The organism is Cronobacter sp. 153480017-3 (genome assembly GCF_053627815.1).
Window position 1 is genome coordinate 1 of the sequence record NZ_JBSEYN010000010.1, and the last position, 23782, is coordinate 23782.

Annotated in this window: 21 protein-coding genes and 4 pseudogenes; 20 read left to right on the top strand and 5 right to left on the bottom strand. The window is 52.1% G+C overall.

What is annotated here, in order from left to right; translation table 11 throughout:
• The 11 genes and pseudogenes from ACUW6V_RS18150 to ACUW6V_RS18200 form a co-directional block, all read left to right on the top strand.
• Nucleotides 1–1116: type VI secretion system Vgr family protein (locus ACUW6V_RS18150; protein WP_454038741.1), on the top strand; the 1116-nt coding region annotated here is incomplete at its 5' end.
• The gene (locus ACUW6V_RS18155; protein ID WP_012126135.1) at nt 1113–1544 is read left to right on the top strand and encodes a DcrB-related protein; all 432 of its coding nucleotides are present in this window, start codon (nt 1113–1115) and stop codon (nt 1542–1544) included. The genes ACUW6V_RS18150 and ACUW6V_RS18155, both read left to right, overlap by 4 nt.
• A gap of 2 nt (nt 1545–1546) precedes the next feature.
• Nucleotides 1547–6121 carry an RHS repeat-associated core domain-containing protein gene (locus ACUW6V_RS18160; RefSeq protein ID WP_454038742.1) on the top strand — a complete coding sequence of 1525 codons (4575 nt, stop codon included), beginning with the start codon at nt 1547–1549 and terminating at the stop codon, nt 6119–6121.
• The gene (locus tag ACUW6V_RS18165; protein WP_054625567.1) at nt 6106–6510 is read left to right on the top strand and encodes an SMI1/KNR4 family protein; all 405 of its coding nucleotides are present in this window, start codon (nt 6106–6108) and stop codon (nt 6508–6510) included. The genes ACUW6V_RS18160 and ACUW6V_RS18165 overlap by 16 nt, the downstream gene beginning before the upstream one ends.
• Nucleotides 6511–6798: 288 nt before the next feature.
• A pseudogene (locus ACUW6V_RS18170) lies at nt 6799–8862 on the top strand (RHS repeat-associated core domain-containing protein); the annotation flags it as partial.
• On the top strand, nt 8859–9452 hold the full coding sequence (locus ACUW6V_RS18175) for an imm11 family protein (RefSeq protein WP_115080040.1): 594 nt from the start codon (nt 8859–8861) through the stop codon (nt 9450–9452). The pseudogene ACUW6V_RS18170 and the gene ACUW6V_RS18175, both read left to right, overlap by 4 nt.
• 360 nt (nt 9453–9812) lie before the next feature.
• Nucleotides 9813–11294: an RHS repeat-associated core domain-containing protein gene (locus ACUW6V_RS18180; protein WP_454038760.1), complete on the top strand. Its 1482-nt coding sequence runs from the start codon at nt 9813–9815 to the stop codon at nt 11292–11294.
• A 12-nt stretch (nt 11295–11306) separates the two neighbouring features.
• Nucleotides 11307–12263 carry a hypothetical protein gene (locus tag ACUW6V_RS18185; RefSeq protein ID WP_105583142.1) on the top strand — a complete coding sequence of 319 codons (957 nt, stop codon included), beginning with the start codon at nt 11307–11309 and terminating at the stop codon, nt 12261–12263.
• 171 nt (nt 12264–12434) lie between these two features.
• Nucleotides 12435–13542, top strand: a pseudogene (locus ACUW6V_RS18190) (RHS repeat-associated core domain-containing protein); the annotation flags it as partial.
• A gap of 36 nt (nt 13543–13578) precedes the next feature.
• On the top strand, nt 13579–13887 hold the full coding sequence (locus tag ACUW6V_RS18195; RefSeq protein WP_319738841.1) for a hypothetical protein: 309 nt from the start codon (nt 13579–13581) through the stop codon (nt 13885–13887).
• Between the two features lie 46 nt (nt 13888–13933).
• A complete protein-coding gene (locus ACUW6V_RS18200; RefSeq protein ID WP_319738812.1) occupies nt 13934–14476 on the top strand; it encodes a HEAT repeat domain-containing protein in 543 nt (180 codons plus the stop codon).
• Nucleotides 14477–14508: 32 nt separating this feature from the next.
• Here ACUW6V_RS18200 and ACUW6V_RS18205 read toward each other — a convergent pair whose 3' ends face one another.
• Nucleotides 14509–15096 (bottom strand): DUF4291 domain-containing protein, encoded by a 588-nt coding sequence (locus tag ACUW6V_RS18205; protein ID WP_454038743.1) that lies wholly within the window; start codon nt 15094–15096, stop codon nt 14509–14511.
• A 134-nt stretch (nt 15097–15230) separates the two neighbouring features.
• On the opposite strand from ACUW6V_RS18205, the pseudogene ACUW6V_RS18210 reads away from it, so the two are divergent.
• The 8 genes and pseudogenes from ACUW6V_RS18210 to ACUW6V_RS18245 all read left to right on the top strand — a co-directional run.
• A pseudogene (locus tag ACUW6V_RS18210) lies at nt 15231–15374 on the top strand (RHS repeat domain-containing protein); the annotation flags it as partial.
• Between the two features lie 45 nt (nt 15375–15419).
• A complete protein-coding gene (locus tag ACUW6V_RS18215; protein WP_319738813.1) occupies nt 15420–15962 on the top strand; it encodes a hypothetical protein in 543 nt (180 codons plus the stop codon).
• Nucleotides 15963–16181: 219 nt separating this feature from the next.
• Nucleotides 16182–16394 (top strand): annotated as a pseudogene (locus ACUW6V_RS18220) (RHS domain-containing protein); the annotation flags it as partial.
• 315 nt (nt 16395–16709) lie between these two features.
• Nucleotides 16710–17126, top strand: a complete 417-nt coding sequence (locus ACUW6V_RS18225; protein WP_319738816.1) for a hypothetical protein — start codon at nt 16710–16712, stop codon at nt 17124–17126.
• Between the two features lie 247 nt (nt 17127–17373).
• Nucleotides 17374–17733: a hypothetical protein gene (locus tag ACUW6V_RS18230; RefSeq protein WP_319738817.1), complete on the top strand. Its 360-nt coding sequence runs from the start codon at nt 17374–17376 to the stop codon at nt 17731–17733.
• A 193-nt stretch (nt 17734–17926) separates the two neighbouring features.
• Nucleotides 17927–18325, top strand: a complete 399-nt coding sequence (locus tag ACUW6V_RS18235; RefSeq protein ID WP_319738818.1) for an immunity 22 family protein — start codon at nt 17927–17929, stop codon at nt 18323–18325.
• 151 nt (nt 18326–18476) lie between these two features.
• Nucleotides 18477–18917 (top strand): SMI1/KNR4 family protein, encoded by a 441-nt coding sequence (locus ACUW6V_RS18240; RefSeq protein WP_115080036.1) that lies wholly within the window; start codon nt 18477–18479, stop codon nt 18915–18917.
• Between the two features lie 444 nt (nt 18918–19361).
• A complete protein-coding gene (locus tag ACUW6V_RS18245; RefSeq protein WP_007779863.1) occupies nt 19362–19751 on the top strand; it encodes a DcrB-related protein in 390 nt (129 codons plus the stop codon).
• Between the two features lie 61 nt (nt 19752–19812).
• Here the strand turns inward: ACUW6V_RS18245 and tpiA are convergent, their stop codons facing one another.
• Together tpiA and ACUW6V_RS18255 are read right to left on the bottom strand one after the other, a co-directional pair.
• A complete protein-coding gene (tpiA, locus tag ACUW6V_RS18250) occupies nt 19813–20580 on the bottom strand; it encodes a triose-phosphate isomerase (protein WP_007872501.1) in 768 nt (255 codons plus the stop codon).
• 106 nt (nt 20581–20686) lie between these two features.
• Nucleotides 20687–21286: a YiiQ family protein gene (locus ACUW6V_RS18255; protein ID WP_032988581.1), complete on the bottom strand. Its 600-nt coding sequence runs from the start codon at nt 21284–21286 to the stop codon at nt 20687–20689.
• A 114-nt stretch (nt 21287–21400) separates the two neighbouring features.
• On the opposite strand from ACUW6V_RS18255, the gene ACUW6V_RS18260 reads away from it, so the two are divergent.
• Nucleotides 21401–21820: a DUF805 domain-containing protein gene (locus ACUW6V_RS18260; RefSeq protein WP_004386333.1), complete on the top strand. Its 420-nt coding sequence runs from the start codon at nt 21401–21403 to the stop codon at nt 21818–21820.
• Here the strand turns inward: ACUW6V_RS18260 and fpr are convergent, their stop codons facing one another.
• Nucleotides 21821–22567, bottom strand: coding sequence for a ferredoxin--NADP(+) reductase (fpr, locus tag ACUW6V_RS18265; RefSeq protein WP_014729871.1), 747 nt, complete (start codon nt 22565–22567; stop codon nt 21821–21823).
• A gap of 93 nt (nt 22568–22660) precedes the next feature.
• Nucleotides 22661–23671, bottom strand: a complete 1011-nt coding sequence (gene glpX, locus ACUW6V_RS18270; protein ID WP_014729870.1) for a class II fructose-bisphosphatase — start codon at nt 23669–23671, stop codon at nt 22661–22663.
• Nucleotides 23672–23782 lie beyond the last annotated feature (111 nt).

Sequence of the window (23782 nt, forward strand, 5' to 3'; positions counted from 1 at the left end):
CGCATCCGCCAGGAGCGCTGGCAGGTGGAGCACCGCCAGACGCAGGGCACCGCGACGGCGCTCGGCATCGCGCCCGGCCACACCTTTGTGCTGCGTAACGCCCCGTTCTTCGGGGATAACGGCGAGTACCTCACCACCATCGCCCACTACCGCTTCGAGGAGAACCGCTACGCGAGCGGCCCGGACAGCAACACCCTGCATGAAATCCGCTTTGAGGTGATACCGGCGGACGTGCCGTACCGCCCGGCGCAGAAGACGCCGTGGCCGCGCACCTACGGCCCGCAGACGGCGAAGGTGGTCGGCCCGCAGGGCGAGAGTATCTGGACCGATAAATATGGCCGGGTGAAGGTGAAGTTCCACTGGGACCGCCTCGGCAAGGGCGACGACACCAGTTCCAGCTGGGTGCGTGTCTCCAGCGCCTGGGCGGGCCAGGGCTTCGGCGGGGTGCAGATACCGCGCGTGGGCGATGAAGTGGTGGTGGACTTCATCAACGGCGACCCGGACCGCCCGCTGATAACGGGCCGCGTCTATAACGAGGCCAGCATGCCACCGTGGGCGCTGCCTGCTGCAGCGACACAGATGGGCTTCTTAAGCCGCTCGAAGGACGGCTCGCCGGACAACGCCAACGCCCTGCGCTTTGAGGACAAGGCCGGTGAGGAGCAGGTGTGGCTGCAGGCCGAGCGCAACCTTGATACCAAAGTGAAAAAAGATGAAACCCACAGCGTCGGCGGCTCGCGGATACTTTCTGTAAAGCAGGACTACACCGGCAAGGTTGAAGGCAAACAAGAACACGCCATTCAGATGAGCCGCAATGAGCTGGTCGGGGGGCAGTACGACATCAAGGGCCAGGGCACGGTGACCGTTTCTTCCGCGACTGGCATTCGCCTGGTCACGGGCGATTCGGTGCTGGAAATGAGCGCGAACGGCGAGGTCAATCTCTACTGTACAAAATTCGCGATCAACGCTAGCGGCACAGGGCAAATCAATACCGGCGGCACGCTCGATCTGAACCTCAAAAATGAACCGGACAAAGCGTCAAACGTCGCGCCGACGCCCGGGGATATCCAGAACGAAGTGGCAAAAACATTTAATTCCGACGGAGAGGGACAGGCATGAGCCAGGTGAAATATACGTTATCAGAAGGGACGCTGACGCTGCCGGAAGCCGTGCAGGATCGCAGCATGACGATATTGTCACTGCCGAAAGCGGGTGCCTCCCTGGTGCTGACCCGCGCCTGGGACGTCAAGCCTGGCGAAGAAGAGACTTACCTGAAAAGCCAGGTCGCCAAAATCAAACGTGACATGAAAAAGTTCACGGGTGATGAAGTCACTGATACGCAGGTGGGCGGCAGGCCCGCGCGGGAAGTCGCCATGCGTTTTGAAAACCACGGCGTGACGGTTTATGAACAGCTCGCCACCACCATGCTTGACGATCATCTGCTGGTGATGGCGATGAGCCGCACCGCACCGTTTGATGACGACGCGCTGGCGGTATGGGAATCCATTAAAGCGGGGCTGGAATTCACGCCTGGAGAGGGAGCGTAAGCGTGTCCGAACTGTTAGCTGCCCGTATAGATGATCCGCTCATCCACAGCTCTCTGCTCGCCGATGTCGTCAGTGGCGCGGTGGAGGGGGCTATCTGTCTTGCCGCCATAACGGCGGGTTCGGCGATGATGGGCACGGGGCTGGGTACGGTTGCGGGCGTTGTACTGATTGCGGCCGTATTCACCACGGGTATTGCAGAGGACGCCGGCGATCTGGTGGGGCAAGGCGTCGATGCTGTGCTGGATTTCTTCGGCTGGCTCGGCCCGCCGGATGCGATTATCAAGACAGGCTCTCACAACGTACGCATTATGGAAAAAGCCGCCGCGCGCGCGGCGGGCACGGTTGATCACAACTATCTCAATACGCCCATCCCGCAAGAGAGCTTTGGCGATCAGGCGAAGGCATTTGCGATAGGCACCGCGGTTGCCATTCTCGAAGTGGCGCAGTTTACCCTGCACCCGCTGGATAACCTGGCGGCAGGAGCAAGCGCCATCGCCAGCAGCGGCTGGGACGGAGTAAAAAAATTCGCGGGCAGCGTCTGGGATAACTTCACGCAACCCGTCGTGGCGGGTGCCAGCCCGTACGCTAAGGCGGCGCCGGGCGATATCGTGGTGTGCACCAAAGGCCATACGGTGACCGGCACCAACTACCTGGCGGAAGGCTCGAAAAAAGTGCTGATCAATGGCCAGCCCGCGAGCCGCAACGGCGATCGCAGCACCTGCGAAGCCAAAGTCAAAGTTAAAGAAAACACGCGCGTGCGCATCGGCGGCGAAAGCATCGTGGTGCGCGATATCCGCAGCGGTAAGAATTTCTGGGCGCGGCTTATTGGCAACACCATCGGCAGCCTTGGGCCGGCGATTATCCGCAACCTCAGCAAAGGGATGCTGAAGACACTCTTCAGCCGCCAGATCATGAAAACCTTTTGCTGCCAGTTTGCCGCCGATCTCGGCATGGGCCTGACGACATTCGGGCTGATTCAGGCAGGCAAAGTGGGCAGTGAGGCGCGCCAGACGCAGCACCCGGTGGATATCGCCAGCGGCGCGAAAATCCTCGCGGGCGCTGAAGACCGCGATTTCACGCTGGAAGATCGCATTCCGCTCATCTGGCAGCGTGTCTACAACAGCCGCAATCTGGCGACCGGTATGCTCGGCACCGGCTGGCTCCTGCCGTTTGAGACCCGCTTCTTCCGCCTTGAGAACAATCAGTTTATCTGGCGCGATATGTCGGGCCGCGAGCTGGGCTTCGGCGAGCTGACCCCCGGCGACGTGGTGGATTATCTCGAAGACGGCGTCACGCTCTATTACACCGTCAGCGGCACGCTGATGCTCCAGATGACGAGCGGCGAATACCACGTCTACGAACCGGACCCGACGCGTCCGGGTGAGTGGCGGCTGTTCCGCATCTACGATCGTCATGAGAACTGCCAGTACTACAGCTGGGATGAACACGGCAGGCTGGTGCGGATTTCCGGCGACAACGAAGCGCTGGATGTCGAACTGGCGTATGAGAAAACGCATGGCCGCCTCGCCAGCGTGCATCAGGTGTGCAACGGCGAGCGCCGCCTGCTGGTGACTTACGGTTATAACGAACACGGCCAGTTGATCGAGGTCACCGACGCGGACGGCATCGTCACGCGCCGCTTCGGCTGGGATCGCGCCAGCGACATGATGGGCTGGCACAGCTACGCCACCAATCTGAGCGTGCATTATCAGTGGCAGCCCGCCGCCGATGCGCCGAACTGGCGCGTGTGCGCTTATCAGGTGCTGGACGACCAGGACAACGTGCTGGAGCGCTGGCGCATCGACGCCGACGAGGCGAAACGTTGCGCCACGGTCAGCTGCGACGCGGGTTTCTCGACGCGCCACTGCTGGGATTACCTCTACCGCATCACGGAATACACCGACCGCCACGGCGGCGTGTGGCGCTACGAGTGGGCGGATTATGCCGAGCTGCTGAAAGCGGCCACCACGCCGGACGGCAGCCGCTGGGTATACGGCCACGACGAGCACGGCAACCTGACGGAAGTGCGCGACCCGCTCGGCAACAGCACCTTCACCACGTGGCACCCGGTGTTCGCGTTCCCGGTGAAGGAAGTGCTGCCGGACGGCGCCACCTGGCAGTATGAATACAACCCGCGCGGCGATGTGGTCTCGCTTACCGACCCGAAAGGCGGCGTGACGCGCTTTGAGTGGAACGAGCAGGGCGACCTGGTTCAGCAGACCGACGCGCTGAACAACACGCACCGGTTCTGGTGGAACGAGCGCGGGCAGCTGGTGCGCGACGAGGACTGCTCCGGCAACCAGAGCCAGCGGCTTTATGACGCGGCGGGGCGACCGCTCAGCGCCAGCGACGCCGAAGGCAACACCGACCGCTGGACGCTGACTGCGGCGGGGCGTCTGCGCACCTGGCGGCGGGCGGACGGCCGCGAGACGCACTACGAATATGACAGCGCCGGGCTGCTGTGCGGGCAGGACGACGACGGGCTGCGCGAGCGCAAGGTGACGCGCAACGCGCGCGGCCAGGTGGTGAGCGCCGCCGACCCGGCAGGCCACCTGACGCGCCTGCGCTACGACCGCTTCGGCCGCCTGACGACGCTGGTGAACCCGAACCGCGAAAGCTGGCGGTTTGAGTATGACGCCGCAGGCCGCCTGACGGGACAGCGGGATTACGCGGGTCGCCTGACGGAGTACCGCCACGACGCGCTGGGCCAGGTGACGGAGGTGATTCGCCATCCGCTGCCGGGCAGCGCGGACGCGCCGCTGGTGACTGCCTTTGAATATGACGTGCTGGGCCGCCTCACCGCCCGGGAAACCGCAGAGCACCGCACCGAGTACCGCCACAGCACGCTGTCGCTGGAAATCCGCCGCGCCACGCGCGCCGAATGGCGGCAGGCGCTGCTGGAAGAGCGCGAGCCTGAGTGGGACGCCGTGCTGGTCTTCACCCGCAACGCGGCCGGCGAGCTGGTGAGCGAGGAGAACCACGGCGGGAAGTTCGAGTATGAGTACGACGCGCTGGGTAATCTCAGCAGCACAACATTCCCGGATGGCCGGGAGCTCGCCACGCTGCGCTACGGCACCGGCCACCTGCTGGAGATGCAGCTGCGCCACGGCGGCGCGACGCACACGCTGGCGGCGTACGGCCGCGACCGCCTTCACCGGGAAATCTCCCGCAGCCAGGGCGTGCTCTCGCAGGAGACCCGTTACGACGCCGCCGGACGCGTCACGCAACGCACGGTGCTGGACGCCCGCCGGGAGCTGGTGTTCGAGCGCCGCTACCGCTGGGACCGCACCGACCAGATAGTCCAGCAGATACACACTGACTCAACCCCTGCCACACCGGGCGAGAAATACAGCCAGTACCTGTGGGGCTACGACGCCGCGGGCCAGGTGACAAAAGCCGTCGAACCGCAGAAAGAAGAGCGTTTCTTCTGGGACGCCGCAGGCAACCGCACCGAAGAGCACCGCAACCCGGTGTGGCATAACCTGCTGCTGCGCCTCGACGGCCTGAAGCTGGACTATGACGGGTTCGGGCGGCTCACACGCCGTCAGGATAAAAGCGGTGTGGTGCAGCACTTTGCCTATGACGACGAGCAGCGGGTGAAGGAAATCCGGTTTGAGGGGAACGCAGAGTTCCGCCGTGTGGAGTACCGCTATGACCCGCTTGGCCGCAGGACGCATAAGGTTCTGTGGCGTTACGGTGAGAAAGCCCCGGAGACCATCCGCTTTGACTGGCAGGGCTTACAGCTCGCCGGTGAACAGAGCGACCGCGAGCCGGACCACTACGTTCAGTACGTCTACACCGAGGGCAGCTACGAGCCGCTGGTGCGGGTCGACAGCGTCTTCGACGACTGTGAGATTTACTGGTACCACACCGAACTCAACGGCCTGCCGGGGCGGGTGACGGACATGGACGGCCAGACCGTCTGGCGCGGACAGTTCAGCACCTGGGGCGAAACCGAACGCGAACTCAGCGTGCCGCAGTGGCAGGTGCCACAGAACCTGCGCTTCCAGGGTCAGTACCTCGACCGCGAAAGCGGCCTGCATTACAACCTGTTCCGCTATTACGACCCGGTGGCGGGGCGTTACACCCAGATGGACCCGATTGGGTTAGCGGGCGGGCTGAACACGTATTCGTACGTGGGTGATCCGCTGACGTGGGTGGATCCGCTGGGGCTTGCTGTTGATCCATTAGTTAAGTTAGAAGAACGTGGCTATAGCGGCGTAGTTAAAACACCTGGTGGAGGGTTAGATTATTCAAATAGTAACGCGCTTTATAATAAAAAGCCGGGTGTAAATCCTATTGTGAAAATAGAGTACTCGGGTGATTATGCAATTGACTTTGAACGGGCTAACTATGAGGCTGGGTTAAACCAAAAAACTACCCCAAGTGGTTATGTCTGGCATCATCTTGATGACTATGATGCGGAAACTAATAAAGGCACGATGCAGCTTGTTGAAAAGCCGGCACACCGTGGTATTAATCATAATGGTGGGGTGAGTCAGTATAAAGCTGCAACGGGTAAACAATATGTACATCCAGGTCGTTTTAGGAGTAAAGGAACATGCAACATATTATAGTGGATTCAGAAGTAGGGTTAACGCAAGAAGACCTTGTTGAGGTTGAAAAAAAATTCAATTGGAAGTTTCCGAAGGCTTTTAAAGAATTTTACCTCAGTCACAACGGAGGAGAGCTGGCGGATGAATATGCTGATAATGATTTTTTGCTAAGTGGTTTTATTCCTTTCAAGTATGGTTCTGCTCCAATAGAAACAACCTATAAGGATTTGATTGATGATTTTCCTGAGCTGAAAGATTTTGTTCCGTTTGCTGATGATCAAGGCGGCAATTGTTTCCTTATTTCAATGCGTAAAAAGGATTATGGGAAAGTGTATATATGGTTAATGGATGAAAAAGAGCTGGCATTCGTTATTGATTCATTTGATGCCTTAATTAATGAAATAGAGTAATTAATCTAGCCTGGGTATAACAATGCCCGGGCTTATCTACATAATTCATCATAGTTAGATATGTTAGTTATATGTAGTCAATATATAATAAAGGAAATTCCCGTTCAGCTGTATTGCAGCCAAATAAACCAGCACACAGTCGGCCCATTAACCACCTGTTGTGTCTGATAAGACTATTTATCCCAGAATGTACTTCTAAATAGTTCATCATCATTCTGATTGCACCCGGTGTACGCCTTCCCGGTGCAGGAGGTGCTGCCGGACGGCGCCACCTGGCAGTACGAATACAACCCGCGCGGCGATGTGGTCTCGCTTACCGACCCGGCGGGCCACCAGACGCGCCTGCGTTACGACCGCTTTGGCCGCCTGACGACGCTGGTGAACCCGAACCGCGAGAGCTGGCGGTTTGAGTATGACGCCGCAGGCCGCCTGACGGGCCAGCGGGATTACGCGGGCCGCCTGACGGAATACCGCCACGACGCGCTGGGCCAGGTGACGGAGGTGATTCGCCATCCGCTGCCGGGCAGCGCGGACGCGCCGCTGGTCACGGCGTTTGAATATGACGTGCTGGGCCGCCTGACTGCACGCGAAACCGCAGAGCACCGCACCGAGTACCGCCACAACACGCTGTCGCTGGAAATCCGCCGCGCCACGCGCGCCGAATGGCGGCAGGCGCTGCTTGAAGAGCGCGAGCCTGCGTGGGACGCCGTGCTGGTCTTCACCCGCAACGCCGCGGGCGAGCTGGTGAGCGAGGAGAACCACGGCGGGAAGTTTGAGTATGAGTACGATGCGCTCGGCAACCTCAGCAGCACAACATTCCCGGATGGCCGCGAACTCGCCACGCTGCGCTACGGCACCGGTCATCTGCTGGAGATGCAGCTGCGCCACGGCGGGGCAATGCACACGCTGGCGGCGTACGGCCGCGACCGGCTGCACCGTGAAATCTCCCGCAGCCAGGGCGTGCTCTCGCAGGAGACCCGTTACGACGCCGCAGGGCGCGTCACGCAACGCACGGTGCTGGACGCCCGCCGGGAGCTGGTGTTCGAGCGCCGCTACCGCTGGGACCGCACCGACCAGATAGTCCAGCAGATACACACCGACACCACGCCGGCAACACCGGGCGAAAAATACAGCCAGTACCTGTGGGGCTACGACGCGGCGGGCCAGGTCACGAAAGCCGTTGAACCGCAGAAAGAAGAGCGTTTCTTCTGGGACGCCGCAGGCAACCGCACTGAGGAGCACCGCAACCCGGTGTGGCACAACCTGCTGCTGCGCCTCGACGGGCTGACGCTGGACTATGACGGGTTTGGGCGGCTGATTCAGCGGCGGGACAAGTCTGGTGTTATTCAGCATTTCACGTACGACGACGAGCAGCGGGTAAAAGAAATCACCTTCACCGGTCATGCGGAATACAGGAAGGTCGAATACCGGTACGACCCGCTGGGGCGACGCACCCATAAAATCCTGTGGCGTTACGGTGAGAAAGACCCGGAAACCATCCGCTTTGACTGGCAGGGTTTACAGCTCGCCGGTGAACAGAGCGACCGGGAGCCGGACCACTACGTTCAGTACGTCTACACCGAGGGCAGCTATGAGCCGCTGGCGCGCGTCGACAGTGTTTTCGACGACTGCGAAATTTACTGGTACCACACCGGACTCAACGGCCTGCCGGGGCGGGTGACGGACATGGACGGCCAGACGGTCTGGCGCGGGCAGTTCAGCACCTGGGGCGAAACCGAACGCGAACTCAGCGTGCCGCAGTGGCAGGTGCCGCAGAACCTGCGCTTCCAGGGCCAGTACCTCGACCGCGAAAGCGGCCTGCACTACAACCTGTTCCGTTATTACGATCCGGTGGCCGGACGTTACACCCAGATGGACCCGATTGGGTTAGCGGGCGGGATTAATACCTATGCTTACACACCCAATCCATTAGTCTATATCGATCCATTAGGTTGGTGTTCCACTAAGCTTGGTAAAAATATGGGAGCACGGCCAAGGGATGGAATGGCAAACCATCACTTAATTCCTGAGGAGTTAATTAAAGATCCTAGATATAAGGTGATCTTTGATCGACTGAAAAAAATAGGCTGGGATGGTGATGGCGCTTCCAATGGCATTTTCCTTCCGGGAAGTGAAGATCTTGCCAAAACGATAGATATGCCGGGTCATTGGTCTAATCATCGGGAATACACTGGTGAGGTTCGTAAGAAACTTGAGAATGTGCTGCGTAAGGAAAGCAAACTTAGTGATACGCAGCTTGCTTTACATGTCAAAGATATACAAGATTGGGCACGTGAAGGTTTAGAAAAGGGCATCTTTAATATTGATTTTAATAATGGGCGATTGCTATGACATTAGATAACTGCAAGTTTTTTGTAATCAATTTTAAGCCAGATGGTGAAGGGCTTCCTCATTACATTGACAAAGAGTATACGCCAGAATTGCCAACGTTTAATATTCATGATGGGTTGCCTAAGTTAACTGAATTTCGTAACCACTATACTTTGAAAACGACGGTAGATAATTTGGCGGGAGACTATTACCCTTTAGATGATCTGGCCTCAGATGAAATGCTATCTCTATGCTCGGAATTGAATGTTCAATATTTCAATGTGCCTCTAAAGATTGAACTCAGTCATCGAATAGGGTTGTCTAAGAACTATAATTTATTTTATTTAAAGAAATATATATCCATAATCGATAAGGATAAGTCCGAGTATGAGATAGATGATTTCATTACCGATGATGAAAAAATTTATTTTAGCAAAATAGATAGATTTGTTGTTAAGGAAGGTGTTAATGACCATTTATTCTTTTGTCCTGATATTGGAAAGCCTGTGTGCTCCTTAGATTTTAAAGAACGATTCACAAAGCAAGGGCTTGTTGGAATAGATTTTATAGCCATTGATAGTAATTACAAATATGATGAATGGGATAATTAATATTACTATAAATAGTCTGCACTAAGTTAGGTGATAAAATAACAAGCAGTCGAATTATAACTAATTTTCGCGAGAGCTGACGACCGATAAACCACCGAGTACCGTCACAACACGCTCTCGCTGGAAATCCGCCGCGCCACGCGCGCCGAATGGCGGCAGGCGCTGCTGGAAGAGCGCGAGCCTGCGTGGGACGCCGTACTCATCTTCACCCGCAACGCCGCGGGCGAGCTGGTGAGTGAGGAGAACCACGGCGGGAAGTTTGAGTATGAGTACGACGCACTGGGTAATCTCAGCAGCACGCTTTACCCGGATGGCCGGGAGCTGGCCACCCTGCGTTACGGCACCGGCCACCTGCTGGAGATGCAGCTGCGCCACGGCGGAGCCACGCACACGCTGGCGGCGTACGGCCGCGACCGTCTGCACCGGGAAATCTCCCGCAGCCAGGGCGTGCTCTCGCAGGAAACGCGCTACGACGCCGTTGGCCGCGTCACGCAGCGCACGGTGCTGGACGCCCGCCGTGAACTGGTGTTTGAGCGCCGCTACCGCTGGGACCGCACCGACCAGATAGTCCAGCAGATACACACCGACACCACGCCTGCAACACCGGGCGAGAAATACAGCCAGTACCTGTGGGGCTACGACGCGGCGGGCCAGGTGACAAAAGCCGTTGAGCCGCAGAAAGAAGAGCGTTTCTTCTGGGACGCCGCGGGCAACCGCACTGAGGAGCACCGTAACCCGGTGTGGCACAACCTGCTGCTGCGCCTCGACGGGCTGAAGCTCGATTACGACGGGTTCGGGCGGCTCACGCGCCGTCAGGATAAAAACGGTGTGGTGCAGCGTTTTGCCTATCACGATGAGCAGCGGGTAAAAGAGATTCGGTTTGAGAGGAACGCGGAGTTCCGCCGGGTCGAATACTGCTATGACCCGCTGGGCCGCAGGACGCATAAGGTTCTGTGGCGTTATAACGACCCGCAGCCGGAAACCATCCGCTTCGACTGGCAGGGTTTACAGCTCGCCGGTGAACAGAGTGACCGCGAGCCGGACCACTACGTTCAGTACGTCTACACCGAAGGCAGCTATGAGCCGCTGGCGCGCGTCGACAGCGTTTTCGACGACTGTGAGATTTACTGGTATCACACCGAACTCAACGGCCTGCCGGAACGGGTGACCGACGCGGACGGGCAGACCGTCTGGCGCGGGCAGTTCAGCACCTGGGGCGAAACGGAACGCGAACTCAGCGTGCCGCAGTGGCACATACCGCAGAACCTGCGTTTCCAGGGGCAGTACCTCGACCGGGAAAGCGGGCTGCACTACAACCTGTTCCGTTATTACGACCCGGTGGCCGGGCGTTACACCCAGATGGACCCGATTGGGTTGCTTGATGGGATTAATACTTATGGATATGTGCCGGACCCATTAACTTGGGTTGATCCGCTTGGTCTGTGCTTTAGTAAGCGCTTAGGGGATTTTGGCGAGTCCCATGCGCAATCCCAGCTTAAAGCGTCGGGTAATTATGCAGATGTTTTTTCGGTGCAAAATAAATCTAACAATGGTATTGATTTAGTCGGTTTGAGGCATGACGGGAAATATGACTTCTTTGAAGTAAAAACAAATACAACTGGGTCTGTCGGAAAATTAAGCGATCGGCAGCTAAGTTCAAAAGAGTTTATTGAAACTGTGTTAAGAAATGATGTTCCTAAGGGTGGCTATGACCTTAACGGGCATGTAGTCGATGAGATGCTGGATAATATAGGCGATACATATGTTATCGATGTATTTGTCGGCCGGTCTGCTAATGGGCGTTGGTTTGTGTCGAAGTATTTGATGAGTATATGGGAATAAGGGAGGTAATAGATGAAAAGGTTAATTAAAGAAATTGACGGTATTGTTAATTATGTTAAAAACGAAGAGGCTGAATCATATAAAGACCTCAATAGAAGGTTAGAGAACTATTTGGCAGGAGAAACTGATCTTTCATACAAGTATTTTGTCAATGAAAATGTTGGCTATCGCGTTGCGCAGCAAGATATAGCCTCAGCTCTATCGAAAAAATTTAATGAGTTTGCTATTTATGCAAAGAATTTCTATGAAAATAAAAATGAGGATAACTTTAATCAACTAATAAATTCTTATTATATTCAGTTACTTGCGATTACGGCGTCTTTATTTATGAAAAAAAGACTTCCGGGATATTTAGATTCTACTATAAGTTCGTTGGGGCTATTGGCACTTTCTTTTTTCACAAAAGAAGATCAGTTAAATGTCATGAAATATCTTGATTTTTTCCTTAAAAATAAAGCTAACGAGGCCAAGAGTAAAAGTAATCCTAATTTAGCCAGATGTGAAGCGGGGCATAGTATTCTACCATTGTTTATTATGCTTGCTTATGATTTTTTTGGGGTGGAAAATCATGTTACTTCTTTTGAGGGGCTAGTGGATGGTAGCAGTGTACCACTTAATATAGACCCCAAAAACAACCTCAATGAGGTTTACAGTTTCGCTTATAACAATTTTTTAAGTGATGACTCTGAAGTTGTGAGTAAGGTATTTACTTCTTTGGGTGATTTTCACGCTGAGAACTGTCGTAAGGATTCCAAAAAGTTTTATGTCTTTGATGCTACTGAATGGCAGTTTTTACCAAGTGAAATTTTATGTTTATTAAAAATAAGAGTAAATGCTGGTAAGGATATTGATTTTGTTTCTCATCCGACTATTGATATTTTTAAGCGTTTCATTAAAAAAGGTGATTTTACTTTAACTAGTGAAAATATAAAATTTAGAGATGTGATTTATAAGAATCTCCTAAATTAAAGTTTGCATTGTTTTATGTTTTAATTTTCCTTAACCATACGTTCATTTAAGCCTAGCCGCGCGGGAAAAACCGCGCTACCCGCGCTGCGCTATGGTACCGGCCACCTGCTGGAGATGCAGCTGCGCCACGGCGGGGCGACGCACGCGCTGGCGGCGTATGGTCGTGACCGCCTGCACCGGGAAATCTCCCGCAGCCAGGGCGTGCTCTCGCAGGAAACCCGTTACGACTCCGCAGGGCGCGTCACGCAGCGCACGGTGCTGGACGCCCGCCGGGAGCTGGTGTTCGAGCGCCGCTACCGGTGGGACCGCACCGACCAGATAGTCCAGCAGATACACACCGACACCACGCCCGCAACGCCGGGCGAAAAATACAGCCAGCACCTGTGGGGCTACGACGCCACGGGTCAGGTCACAAAAGCCGTTGAACCGCAAAAAGAAGAACGCTTTTTCTGGGACCCGGCAGGCAACCGCACCGAAGCGCACCGCAACCCGGTGTGGCATAACCTGCTGCTGCGCCTCGACGGGCTGAAGCTCGATTATGACGGGTTCGGGCGGCTGATTCAGCGGCGGGATAAGTCTGGTGTTATTCAACATTTCACGTACGACGATGAACAGCGGGTGAGGGAGATTCGGTTTGAGGGGAACACGGAGTTCCGCCGGGTGGAATACCGCTATGACCCGCTGGGGCGCAGGACGCACAAGATTCTGTGGCGCCATAACGACCCGCAGCCGGAAACCATTCGCTTCGACTGGCAGGGCCTGCAACTGGCGGGCGAACAGAGCGACCGCGAGCCGGGCAACAACGTTCAGTACGTCTACACCGAGGGCAGCTACGAGCCGCTGGCGCGCGTCGACAGCGTTTTCGACGACTGTGAGATTTACTGGTACCACACCGAACTTAACGGCCTGCCGGAGCGGGTGACCGACGCGGACGGGCAGACCGTCTGGCGCGGACAGTTCAACACCTGGGGCGAAACGGAGCGCGAACTCAGCGTGCCGCAGTGGCAGGTGCCGCAGAACCTGTGCTTCCAGGGCCAGTACCTCGATCGTGACAAATTTGTCGGGAACAAATTTGAATACGCGTAGCGTACCCCGAAGGGGCGAGCCACAGGGATGTGGCGAGTAGTGCAGCCTGCACTACAACCTGTTCCGCTATTACGACCCGGTGGCGGGGCGTTACACCCAGATGGACCCGATTGGGTTAGCGGGCGGGATGAATACGTATTCTTACGTGGGTGATCCGCTGGTGTGGGTGGACCCGTTGGGGTTAGTTGCATGTTATAAGCCTCCACATGACAATGTCTTTTACAGAACTATGTCAAAAGAAGTTTTTGATGTTTTACAAAAAACAGGACGTATGCCCGGGACCACCGAAACAACAATTTCACCGACTCGTGAGTTTTCAGAAAACTATGAAGGAATACTTGTACAATTTAATTTAAAACCGGGTACTCGAGCGCAGTTAGAAGGCATTGGAATTAGAGATAACTCTGATCTTGCTGCTGCAACTCATCCTGATATGCCGAGTCCATTAGAATCAAAAAATTGGGGTTTTACTAATGCGCGCTTTAAAGGAGAGGGAGATCAAATAAATATTGGTCTTGGCAGAGAAGGGGGGCATTAAAAATATTTAACGATGGTATCGATTCTTTTAATGTGTTGAGGAAATAATGAATTCAGAACAAAAAAAATTAGTTCTCTCTGTGGTTAATAATAAACCACTTCGAGATGGAAAAATAACAGATGAAGAGTTTCTAAAGCTTTTTCCATGTAATCAGGGGAATGTTGAGGATTTTGTAAATGACATTTTAAAAAACGCGCATTCTTCTAAGGATCCGAAAGAAGTTGAATATGCGTTATATATTGGCTTTCACTTTGGATTTACAAGTAAGCATGAAGATATCTTGATACATCTTTTGGATGATGGTTTTCATTATAAACATGATGATGTTGTGCTAGCTTTAGTTAAAATAAAGGCTAAAAGCGATAATGCAGCAAATGCACTATATAAATGTGCTTTATCTGAATACGATTATTTGGCTGATGACAGAGAGGATGATAATTATACATTGGCATGGAATTGTATATACGCTCTAGCGAAAACAGGTTCAAATTATGCTATTGAGAAATTAAAAGAATTGTCAAAAAATTCCATCCCGGAAATAAAGAGCAAAGCGGTGCAAGTTGGAAAATCTTACGGATATATAGATTAAAGGCTATATTTTAATTTAAGCCGGTTTACGGCTTAAATTTTATAAGGCCGTTCTTGTGGCAGATGCGAGATTGCTGACTGTATGTTCCCGGCATCTACAAGGTCTTTGATTTTTTCGACGTGTCTGGTTACGTCTGAAATGCTAATAATCCATTTTTTACAATAATCTTCAACCGCTTTATTACGTAATCCTATTTGTATGGTACGATAGTTTAGCTTATTTAAATGTATGTCCCTTTCTGGATCCCATTGTATTATTACATCTGATTCTTTAATATCAGTGCGCCAGCTGTCTAAGCTGTTATGAAGAGACTTGCCATGACTGCTAAGTACTCCATTTTTTATTATTTCCCGGAATCCTGTGTGGCTTATATCTATTGCCAGAATCCTTTTTTGTTTTGAGTCTTTCTTTGCCCATCCTGAACGATACATCATCCATAAAAAAGAAGGCTTAATCCATGTCATTCTACTCATACTGAACGGGGGAGATACGAAGGTTTTATTCTCAAGAGCGCTTTCTGCTATTTCATCAGAAAACGCCTGATAAACTCGAATGAAATCATCCGTATAATATGCTCTGATTTCATTTGTTGGGGTTAAAGATGTGATGCTTTTATCCATGGTTTTTCAATTATAAATTGCGCATTTCAATTTATTATAAGCAATACCCAACGATAATTCCATATCCTATAATGATACATCGCGCTGTATTCTGGCACAAAATCAATAATAACCAGAGCCTTAAATATTTTGCTGAGAGTAGTCGCTGGGTATACGGCTACGACGAACACGGCAACCTGACGGAAGTGCATGACCCGCTTGGCAACAGCACATTCACCACGTGGCACCCGGTGTTCGCGTTCCCGGTGAAGGAGGTGCTGCCGGACAGTGCCACCTGGTAGGGAGCGTGTGTATAATTTGTGGACTGATATATTGAGGTGAATATGCAAGTTGATGTAGCCATTTACATGGAGCCTATGCTGTTTTCCCGCAAGCCTGAGTTTCTTGCTGGAAGCAATGGAGATGTATTAAACCTAGAATATATTAATGATGAGAAGTTGGCTTTGCATCTTCTTTTTGGTCAACAATTGCCTGAACAATATTTGGTATGGAGTGATTTTTTTGCGGAGATTACTTCCGAATTATTTTTAGACCCTCTTTATAAAGAATCGCAGGAAGCTATTAAGAAGCAAATGATGATTTCAAAAGGGGATGCTTTAAAAGAAAATATCAGAAAGCGTAAAGCATATCTTTTAAAGAAGAAGATGGGGCTTGCGGAAAATAAAAAATATGAGGGTTTTATAAGCGAAGTTAGCGATGAGGCTATATATATGTTGAGTATGGTTTCAACTCAGCGATATATTAATGGAATTGTGCCGGGTTCACCTCTTGAAGAAATATATGAGATATTTAAAACGGGGAGTATGCCTTGTGGTGTGAAAAAAGATAAAGATATTGTAGTATTCAATCCTGTTGTTTTAAAGTGACTTTGATTTCTTTATGTTAAATGCATCGTCTTATCCAAGGCAATGCATTTTTTATAATGTTAGTTCTGTGATGTTATATTTTCAACAAAGGTTTTTTTAGTTGGAATTATTAATCCTACTTTTGTAAAGGGAATTTATCTTACCGCCCGCGAAAACGCGAAAACGCGAAAACGCAGAGCACCGCACCGAGTACCGCCACAACACGCTGTCGCTGGAAATCCGCCGCTGGCGTGCGTCGACAGCGTTTTCGACGACTGTGAGATTTACTGGTACCACACCGGACTCAACGGCCTGCCGGAGCGGGTGACGGACGCGGACGGCCAGACCGTCTGGCGCGGGCAGTTCAGTACCTGGGGCGAAACGGAGCGCGAACTCAGCGTGCCGCAGTGGCAGGTGCCGCAGAACCTGCGCTTCCAGGGCCAGTACCTCGACTGCGACAAATTTCTTGGGAACAAACAGTTTCTCAAGAAGATAAATTTAAATGCATGAATGTGACGTCTGATGAATAGATGAGATGGAGAACCCCAATAGGGAATGTTAAATTCCTGGGTGATGACGGCATAATGGGTATTCATACGCTTCCATACTCAAGATGCGTGACATCGCAGTTATCACTGGCTCATAAAGGAATGATTGCTTTTGCAGAAAAAGCGAAGGATATTGAATCTTATCTTAATGCTTTAAGAAAATGGTCTTCCAAAAGATTACCACTCGGCCTATTTGACCTGCCATTTTAAGGGTGAACGTATGGAACTTACTGAAAAATATGCTGTATGGTATACAACGTGTGCAAACTATGAGTTAGTTCAAAATTATTTTTACAAAGAAAATGGGACGTCCAAATTTGAAAAAGATTTTGGTTTAAAAAAACGATTTATTGATTATGACCATGCCATTTCAATATGGTATGGGAAAGAGCACGGAGATTTGGGAGATATTGGTCCTGATAATTCGGCTATTGATAATGGCTTTCTTTTTATTACAACTCCTGTTGCGGAGAGGCTTTACGCATTAGGTGTGGAGAAAATTAGTTATATATTTGCTATACCTGATTTTGAATATGATAACGTAAGTAAAAAGAAGAATGTTATGATATTTTTGGATAACATCATTTGTTCTCAGAAATCCTCCTCTTGGTTAGATGATATTTTAAATGATATGTAAAGAGTAAGCGATTTTGAATATAAGATAATTTAATTATATTTATAGGATCCGCATACATAATATAATTGCAGAGCATCAAAAACGATTCAGTGTGTTGGGTATTGATGTGTATTCAACTAGCCTGACAACTTTTAAAGGTAAGTCTGCTGCATGACCATTAGGAATTCGTTATATTAAAATATATGAGTGTATATTTGTTGACATGCCTCCTTATAACTCAGTTTATCATCAAAATTAGTAGGTAATTATGAAAGTATCACTAACAATTGCTGTTGACGATAGGAAGCTATCCAAAACTTACAATAAACTCTATCCAGAAATGAAAATTTTGACAACACAGTTGTCTTCATATGAACCTACACATCCTATAGGTGAAATGATAACAGTTATAGTAACGGACACGGAAAAGGATGGGTACTTTAGAGAGGATAGTCAAGATGGTGCTTTTACCTATTTTTTCGGTATGGAGGCCGTGCATGATGAAGCTTTGTTGAAGACTAAGCTTTTTGACTATCTTGAAAAAGATATCGAGAAAACAGCGCTTACAATACCTGATCATGAAAAATATAAAATGATATTTTCTCAGTGGAAGAAAGAACACATGTAATGGCGCATCGGTGACCGAAGGAGCTGCCCTGTCTTTTAACTCATCGCAACAAAAGCAGAAACTTTAAATTTTTTAACCATCATCAGATTATGCCTTCTGATGAAAACCTGAGCCAAAATCTGATTAATAATTATGATGTTGTTAGGGGGGTATTTTAATCATAACCAGCACTTTAATGCCAGAGGCTTTTAAAATGATGAACAATAAGGTTCATATATGGATAGAGAATAACTTTTCATCGGCAGATGACTATATGCGTTATTTTGAATTAGATTATTCTACCGATGGCGATATAGACGATCCCGATTATCAAGTATGCGGATTCTGTAAGGGCCTGGGTATAAAATGGTACGATGAAGATTTTATTGGCATTATACGCAGAGAAAGTAAAGCAGTTCCGTTAGATGATCTTCTTGAAGAAGCTGCTGTAGACGAAAGTGAGAAAGAAAATGTTAAATCGATATATTACGCATCAGGAATTCAAAAAGCGAATGCTTTAGTATGGTATGCTGATTCCGCATTGGATGTGAAGCCCGACCCATCAGTTAGCTATAATGGTTTAAAGTACATTGGCCTGTTTGAAGGCGATTGATGTAATGATATTAAAAAACGTTTTGAAGTTAATGATGCTTTTAACAAACCGCTAATGTGTAAGTATAGGGTATCTCTTAGCGATAATAAAAAAATCAAATATCTTGCGAATTATTTTTTTAAATATGCTTTTCCCAGAGGAGCGCTTACCCATGGTTGAACTGGTCGATCCCGAAAGAAAGATAAGTCACATCGAATGGACAGAATTTGCAAAATGCTTTCCAGTACCCCTGCCGGAATCCTTCAAAGCGCACTACTTAAGAATAAATGGCGGTTACTTAGCTGAGGAAGACGTTGAGGCAGACCGGTGGGGAATCCCTGTGGGCGGTTTTAACCCGATCAAGTATGGAACGCTTCCCATTGAAACACTCATTAATGACATATTCAGCATTTCGCCTGCTGAGAGCGAATATGGCCCCTGGCATAAAAATGAGTTTATTCCTTTCGCTTACGATAATGGCGGTAATCCTTTTTTTCTTTCATTAAAAGCAAGCGATTACGGCCATATCTATCTCTACGCCCAGGATGGCGATGCCCTCTTTGAGGTTGCAGAGTCATTTGATGATTTTATAAGAGCATTATACCGGCTTTAAATGTGCTTATTTTCAGGATAAAGGCGAGATAGCGTCCGGCGGTTTTTCCTTTTCCGTTGCCTCACAAGCTTTATCAGCCTGATTTCCCCTGACGCTTTTTATCAATTAATGCTTATCTGTTACCGCATCGGTTATATTGCCTGATCATATGCACAGTAAAATCATAAGAAAATAGAGAATTATCGCTGCTATTGCATAACCACAGGGCATATAACTTATTGTCTGTATTGAATAAATTTCACATAAGGCAGGAAATTGTCCTCAGGGCTTTTAATTGCCCGACGAAACGCGTTATCCTCTGCCGGAAATGCGGTTTATCTTAACGCAAATACACCCAGCATAAATGTGCGATTTTTAATATGGCGGTCGCCCGTGCGGCGTCGTGTTTTCTTTTTTTAACAGGTAGCAGAGCGTGTTACGCCCAAAATAGATAAAGACTGAGTTATGAATTTATTCCCCGTTAGTGACAGTAACGAAAGTGAATTAACCTTTGTCGTTTCCCGAGCCTCTGCCAATGCGGATGATAAGGTCCATGCCGTCGCCGCCCGCATCGTCAGAGAAATGGAAACCTCCCTGCCCGAATTCCGTCTGGAATCCACGGAGATGACCGTGATCGACGGCGAACCGGCGGTCGATATGTTTTATCAGTATATGGAAGACAATACGCCAGTGTTTCAGCGCCAGACGGTGATTCTGATAAACGATGCGCAGGAAGGTAAAAAGATGGTGAGTTACATCGGCACCTGCATCGGTGAATTTCTGGATTCACACCACTGGCAGTATCAGGAAATTATGCAGAGCATCAAGTTTCATCGTCAGCGGAAAAGCGCCTGAAGGCAATGGAGAGCGCAGGGAAGGGATGAAAGAGCGCCGCCCGAATGAGCGGCGCAGAGCATTACGCTTTTTTCGCTTCTTCAGCGGCTTTCACGATAACCGCGAACGCGTCCGCTTTCAGAGAGGCACCGCCTACCAGCGCGCCGTCGATGTCCGGCTGGGTGAACAGCTCTGCCGCGTTAGCCGCGTTCACAGAACCGCCGTACTGAATGATAACCTGCTCGGCGATTTTCGCGTCGGCTTTGGCGATGTGGTCACGGATGAATTTGTGAACCGCCTGTGCCTGCGCCGGAGTGGCGGATTTGCCGGTACCGATAGCCCATACCGGTTCGTAAGCAATCACAACGCCTTCAAACGCCGCGGCGCCCTGGGTTTTCAGCACAGCGTCGATCTGACGTGCGCAGACTTCTTCCGTTTTGCCCGCTTCGTTTTCAGCTTCGGTTTCACCGATGCACAGTACCGGCACCAGACCCTGCGCTTTCAGCACGGCGAATTTTTTCGCGATCAGCTCGTCAGATTCCGCGTGGTAAGTACGACGCTCGGAGTGGCCGATAATGATGTATTTCGCGCCGATATCTTTGAGCATTTCAGCGGAAGTTTCACCGGTGAACGCGCCGGAGAGGTTAACGTCGACGTTCTGGGCACCAAGAATGATGTGGCTGCCAGCAGCGGCCTGCTTTGCCAGATCCAGATACATCGCCGGCGGGGCGATCGCTACGTCGCAGCCAGATACGCCAGCCAGCTCTTTACGCAGGTTAGCTACCAGCTCGTTTACCATGTGGCGGCTGCCGTTCAGTTTCCAGTTACCCATCACTAAAGGATGTCGCATTTTCATTCTCCACGCGCTAAGCGAATTAAGGATTATTGCTGCCCGTCAGGCAGCGTGGTCTGTGAAACAGTATAGAGATTCGTACCCGGAAAGGCTTTGCTTTTTGTCATTTATTGCTCCCTTCCAGCGTTTGCGATAACGCAAGCTTAATCGGTTCAACCGCGAAGGTAAGACCCTTTTCGCCGCTGTCTGCGACAATATAGCGAATCGCGCCTTCGGCCTGGCTGAAGTAGCGTTTGCCCTTGCCCTCGGTAAGCAAACGCGTCAGCCGCTGCTGGCTTTGCGCTTTGCTGATTTTCGGCGTGAAACTCCGCAGCAGCGCGGCCATATACTCCAGCGCTTTGGCTTTCGCCGCTTTTTGCTCCGGCCCCTGAATAGGCAGCCAGGTCATCTGAATACTTTTGATTTTCAGCGTGCCGCGCTCCAGCGCCGTGGAGGCATAGAGATTTTCATTAATCTTGCTGGCTGCGCGCACCAGATTGATTTTGTCGCCTTTCACGTCGATGGCGCGAAATTCATTGAGCGGGAGCGTGGGGTTATCGGCGTTGAAGCGTTCGCGAAACTGGGAAATTGAGAGATCAAAAGTGGGCGAGCCGGGCAGCAGATAGGGCGCGGTCGGCGTCAGCGTATCCGGGTCGGTTTCGGCATCAGCGAAGCGCGCCGCCAGCGGCAGCGTCAGAAAAAGAAGATAAAACAGCGGCTTCATGATTCACCTTTCCCGGTTGCGTATCACAGCGATTAAAACCAGATCGGGCTGGCTTGTCAAAACCCGTCCGCACCAGGGTAAACTGTGCGCCACGCACACAGTAAGGTTTTAGCTATGACCCTTCAGCAGTGGTTGTTCTCTTTTAAAGGCCGTATTGGCCGTCGTGATTTCTGGGTATGGATGGCGCTCTGGGTGGCGTCGATGATTATCCTTTTTACCCTCACTGGCAATGATTTGCTCAATACCCAGACCGCCGCGTTTATGCTGGTTTGTCTGCTCTGGCCGACGGCGGCGGTGGTGGTGAAACGCCTGCACGACCGCGGCAAATCTGGCGCGTGGGCGCTGTTGATGATCCTCGCGTGGATGCTGCTCGCCGGTAACTGGGCGGTGCTGGGCGGCGTCTGGCAGTGGGCCGTGGGGCGCTTCATCCCGACGCTTATCATGGTGATGATGGTGCTGGACCTGGGCGCGTTTCTCGGCACCCAGGGCGAGAACAAATACGGCAAAGACACGCTGGATGTGAAGTACCGCTGATTACCAGTAGTGCTCCGCCGTCATATGCCCCGGACGGCGGCGCAAGTGTTTCGCCATCTGGCGCGTATCTTTGAGCAACTGCTGCGTATCGCGCACCATCTGCGGGTTCCCGCACAGCATCACATGGCTGGTCGCGGTGTCCATCGGCAGCCCGACCGCCTCTTCCAGCGCGCCGCTCTCAATCAGCGCCGGCACGCGCCCGGTCAGCGAGCCGGAGACCGTTTCACGGCTTACCACCGTCTGCACCCGTAACTTGCCCTCGTAGCGCTGTTGCAGCTCCAGCATCAGCGGTAAGTAGCTCAAATCCTGGGCGTAACGCACCGCATGCACCAGCACGATATTTTTAAAGCGCTCGAGATCTTTGCCTTCCTGTAAAATCGACAGATACGGGCCGATGGCCGTGCCGGTCGCCAGCATCCATAACGTCTCGCACTCGGGGATTTCTTCCAGCACGAAAAAGCCCGCCGCGTCGCTCACCACCATCACTTCATCACCCGGCTGCATCGCGTGCAGCCGCGGGCTGAGTTTGCCCTCCGGCACCGTCACCAGATAAAACTCCAGATCCGGGTTGCCCGGCGCGTTGACGTAAGAATAGGCGCGCTGCACGCGCTCGCCGTCAATCTCAAGGCCCAGCTTGGTGAATTGTCCGGCGGTGAAAGGCGCGACAGGGGCGTGAACCACGAGACTGAAGAGAGAATCGGTCCAGTGCTGAACCCGAACCACTTTACCTGTAACCCAATCCGCCATGTTTCGCTCCTGTGTTAACTGATGCTTTATCTTCGCCAGCGCCGCGCATCATTTCCAGCCCGTGCGGGCCGGAAAGCTCGTTCCGACAAACGATTAAAGAATGTGTGTCTGGATCTCCGGGTCTTTGCGGTCGAGATAGTGAATCGACTGAATGCGGCGAATGGTGCGCGATTTACCGCGGATCAGCAGCGTCTCGGTGGTGGCGATATTGCCCTTGCGGGTGATGCCATCCAGCAGATCGCCTTTGGTGATGCCGGTCGCTGAGAAAATCACGTTATCGTTGTGCGCCATTTCATCCAGTTTCAGCACGTTGCCCGCCGTGATGCCCATCGCCTGACAGCGCGCCAGCTCCTGCTCGCCGATGCGGCGGTTTTCCGGCGTGTCGCCTTTCACAACGTGGCGCGCCAGCAGGCGGCCCTGCATATCGCCATCCAGCGCGCGGATCACCGCCGCCGACACCACGCCTTCCGGCGCGCCGCCGATGCCGTAAAGCACGTCCACTTCGCTGTCCGGCATACAGGTGAGAATAGACGCCGCCACGTCGCCGTCGGGAATCGCGAAAACGCGCACGCCGAGCTGCTGCATCTGCGCGATAACCGCATCGTGGCGCGGCTTGGCGAGAATAGTGACGGTGAGTTCACTAAGCGGTTTATCGAGCGCTGCGGCGATGTTCTTCAGGTTCTGCTCAAGCGGCAGGTTGAGATCGATAACGCCTTTCGCGCCAGGGCCGACAATCAGCTTTTCCATATACATATCGGGCGCGTTCAGGAAGCTGCCTTTATCGCCTACCGCCAGCACCGCCAGCGCGTTGGCCTGGCCCATCGCCGTCATGCGCGTGCCTTCGATAGGATCAACGGCAATATCAACCGCGTCGCCGTTGCCGGTGCCGACCTTCTCGCCGATATAGAGCATCGGCGCTTCATCGATTTCGCCTTCGCCAATCACAATCTGCCCGTCGATATCGACTTTATTGAGCATAATGCGCATGGCGTTAACGGCCGCGCCGTCAGCGAGGTTTTTATCGCCGCGTCCCAGCCACTTGTACCCGGCCAGCGCCGCCGCTTCGGTGACGCGTGAAAATTCGATGGCAAGTTCTCGTTTCATGACTCTTTTCCGCAAGATTAACTGCGTCGGAGTGTAGCACAGAGCGGGTAACGGCTGTTACGGAGGGCTGACCGGTGGGAGAGGGAACAGAAGCGCTACGCGGCCACCGAA

Excerpts from the sequence above, each read along its gene's own strand:
- ACUW6V_RS18155 (WP_012126135.1), top strand. The coding sequence starts at position 1,113 with ATGAGCCAGGTGAAATATACGTTATCAGAAGGGACGCTGACGCTGCCG.
- ACUW6V_RS18165 (WP_054625567.1), top strand. The coding sequence starts at position 6,106 with ATGCAACATATTATAGTGGATTCAGAAGTAGGGTTAACGCAAGAAGAC.
- ACUW6V_RS18175 (WP_115080040.1), top strand. The coding sequence starts at position 8,859 with ATGACATTAGATAACTGCAAGTTTTTTGTAATCAATTTTAAGCCAGAT.
- ACUW6V_RS18180 (WP_454038760.1), top strand. The coding sequence starts at position 9,813 with ATGCAGCTGCGCCACGGCGGAGCCACGCACACGCTGGCGGCGTACGGC.
- ACUW6V_RS18185 (WP_105583142.1), top strand. The coding sequence starts at position 11,307 with ATGAAAAGGTTAATTAAAGAAATTGACGGTATTGTTAATTATGTTAAA.
- ACUW6V_RS18195 (WP_319738841.1), top strand. The coding sequence starts at position 13,579 with ATGTCAAAAGAAGTTTTTGATGTTTTACAAAAAACAGGACGTATGCCC.
- ACUW6V_RS18200 (WP_319738812.1), top strand. The coding sequence starts at position 13,934 with ATGAATTCAGAACAAAAAAAATTAGTTCTCTCTGTGGTTAATAATAAA.
- ACUW6V_RS18205 (WP_454038743.1), bottom strand. The coding sequence starts at position 15,096 with ATGGATAAAAGCATCACATCTTTAACCCCAACAAATGAAATCAGAGCA.
- ACUW6V_RS18215 (WP_319738813.1), top strand. The coding sequence starts at position 15,420 with ATGCAAGTTGATGTAGCCATTTACATGGAGCCTATGCTGTTTTCCCGC.
- ACUW6V_RS18225 (WP_319738816.1), top strand. The coding sequence starts at position 16,710 with ATGGAACTTACTGAAAAATATGCTGTATGGTATACAACGTGTGCAAAC.
- ACUW6V_RS18230 (WP_319738817.1), top strand. The coding sequence starts at position 17,374 with ATGAAAGTATCACTAACAATTGCTGTTGACGATAGGAAGCTATCCAAA.
- ACUW6V_RS18235 (WP_319738818.1), top strand. The coding sequence starts at position 17,927 with ATGATGAACAATAAGGTTCATATATGGATAGAGAATAACTTTTCATCG.
- ACUW6V_RS18240 (WP_115080036.1), top strand. The coding sequence starts at position 18,477 with ATGGTTGAACTGGTCGATCCCGAAAGAAAGATAAGTCACATCGAATGG.
- ACUW6V_RS18245 (WP_007779863.1), top strand. The coding sequence starts at position 19,362 with ATGAATTTATTCCCCGTTAGTGACAGTAACGAAAGTGAATTAACCTTT.
- tpiA (WP_007872501.1), bottom strand. The coding sequence starts at position 20,580 with ATGCGACATCCTTTAGTGATGGGTAACTGGAAACTGAACGGCAGCCGC.
- ACUW6V_RS18255 (WP_032988581.1), bottom strand. The coding sequence starts at position 21,286 with ATGAAGCCGCTGTTTTATCTTCTTTTTCTGACGCTGCCGCTGGCGGCG.
- ACUW6V_RS18260 (WP_004386333.1), top strand. The coding sequence starts at position 21,401 with ATGACCCTTCAGCAGTGGTTGTTCTCTTTTAAAGGCCGTATTGGCCGT.
- fpr (WP_014729871.1), bottom strand. The coding sequence starts at position 22,567 with ATGGCGGATTGGGTTACAGGTAAAGTGGTTCGGGTTCAGCACTGGACC.
- glpX (WP_014729870.1), bottom strand. The coding sequence starts at position 23,671 with ATGAAACGAGAACTTGCCATCGAATTTTCACGCGTCACCGAAGCGGCG.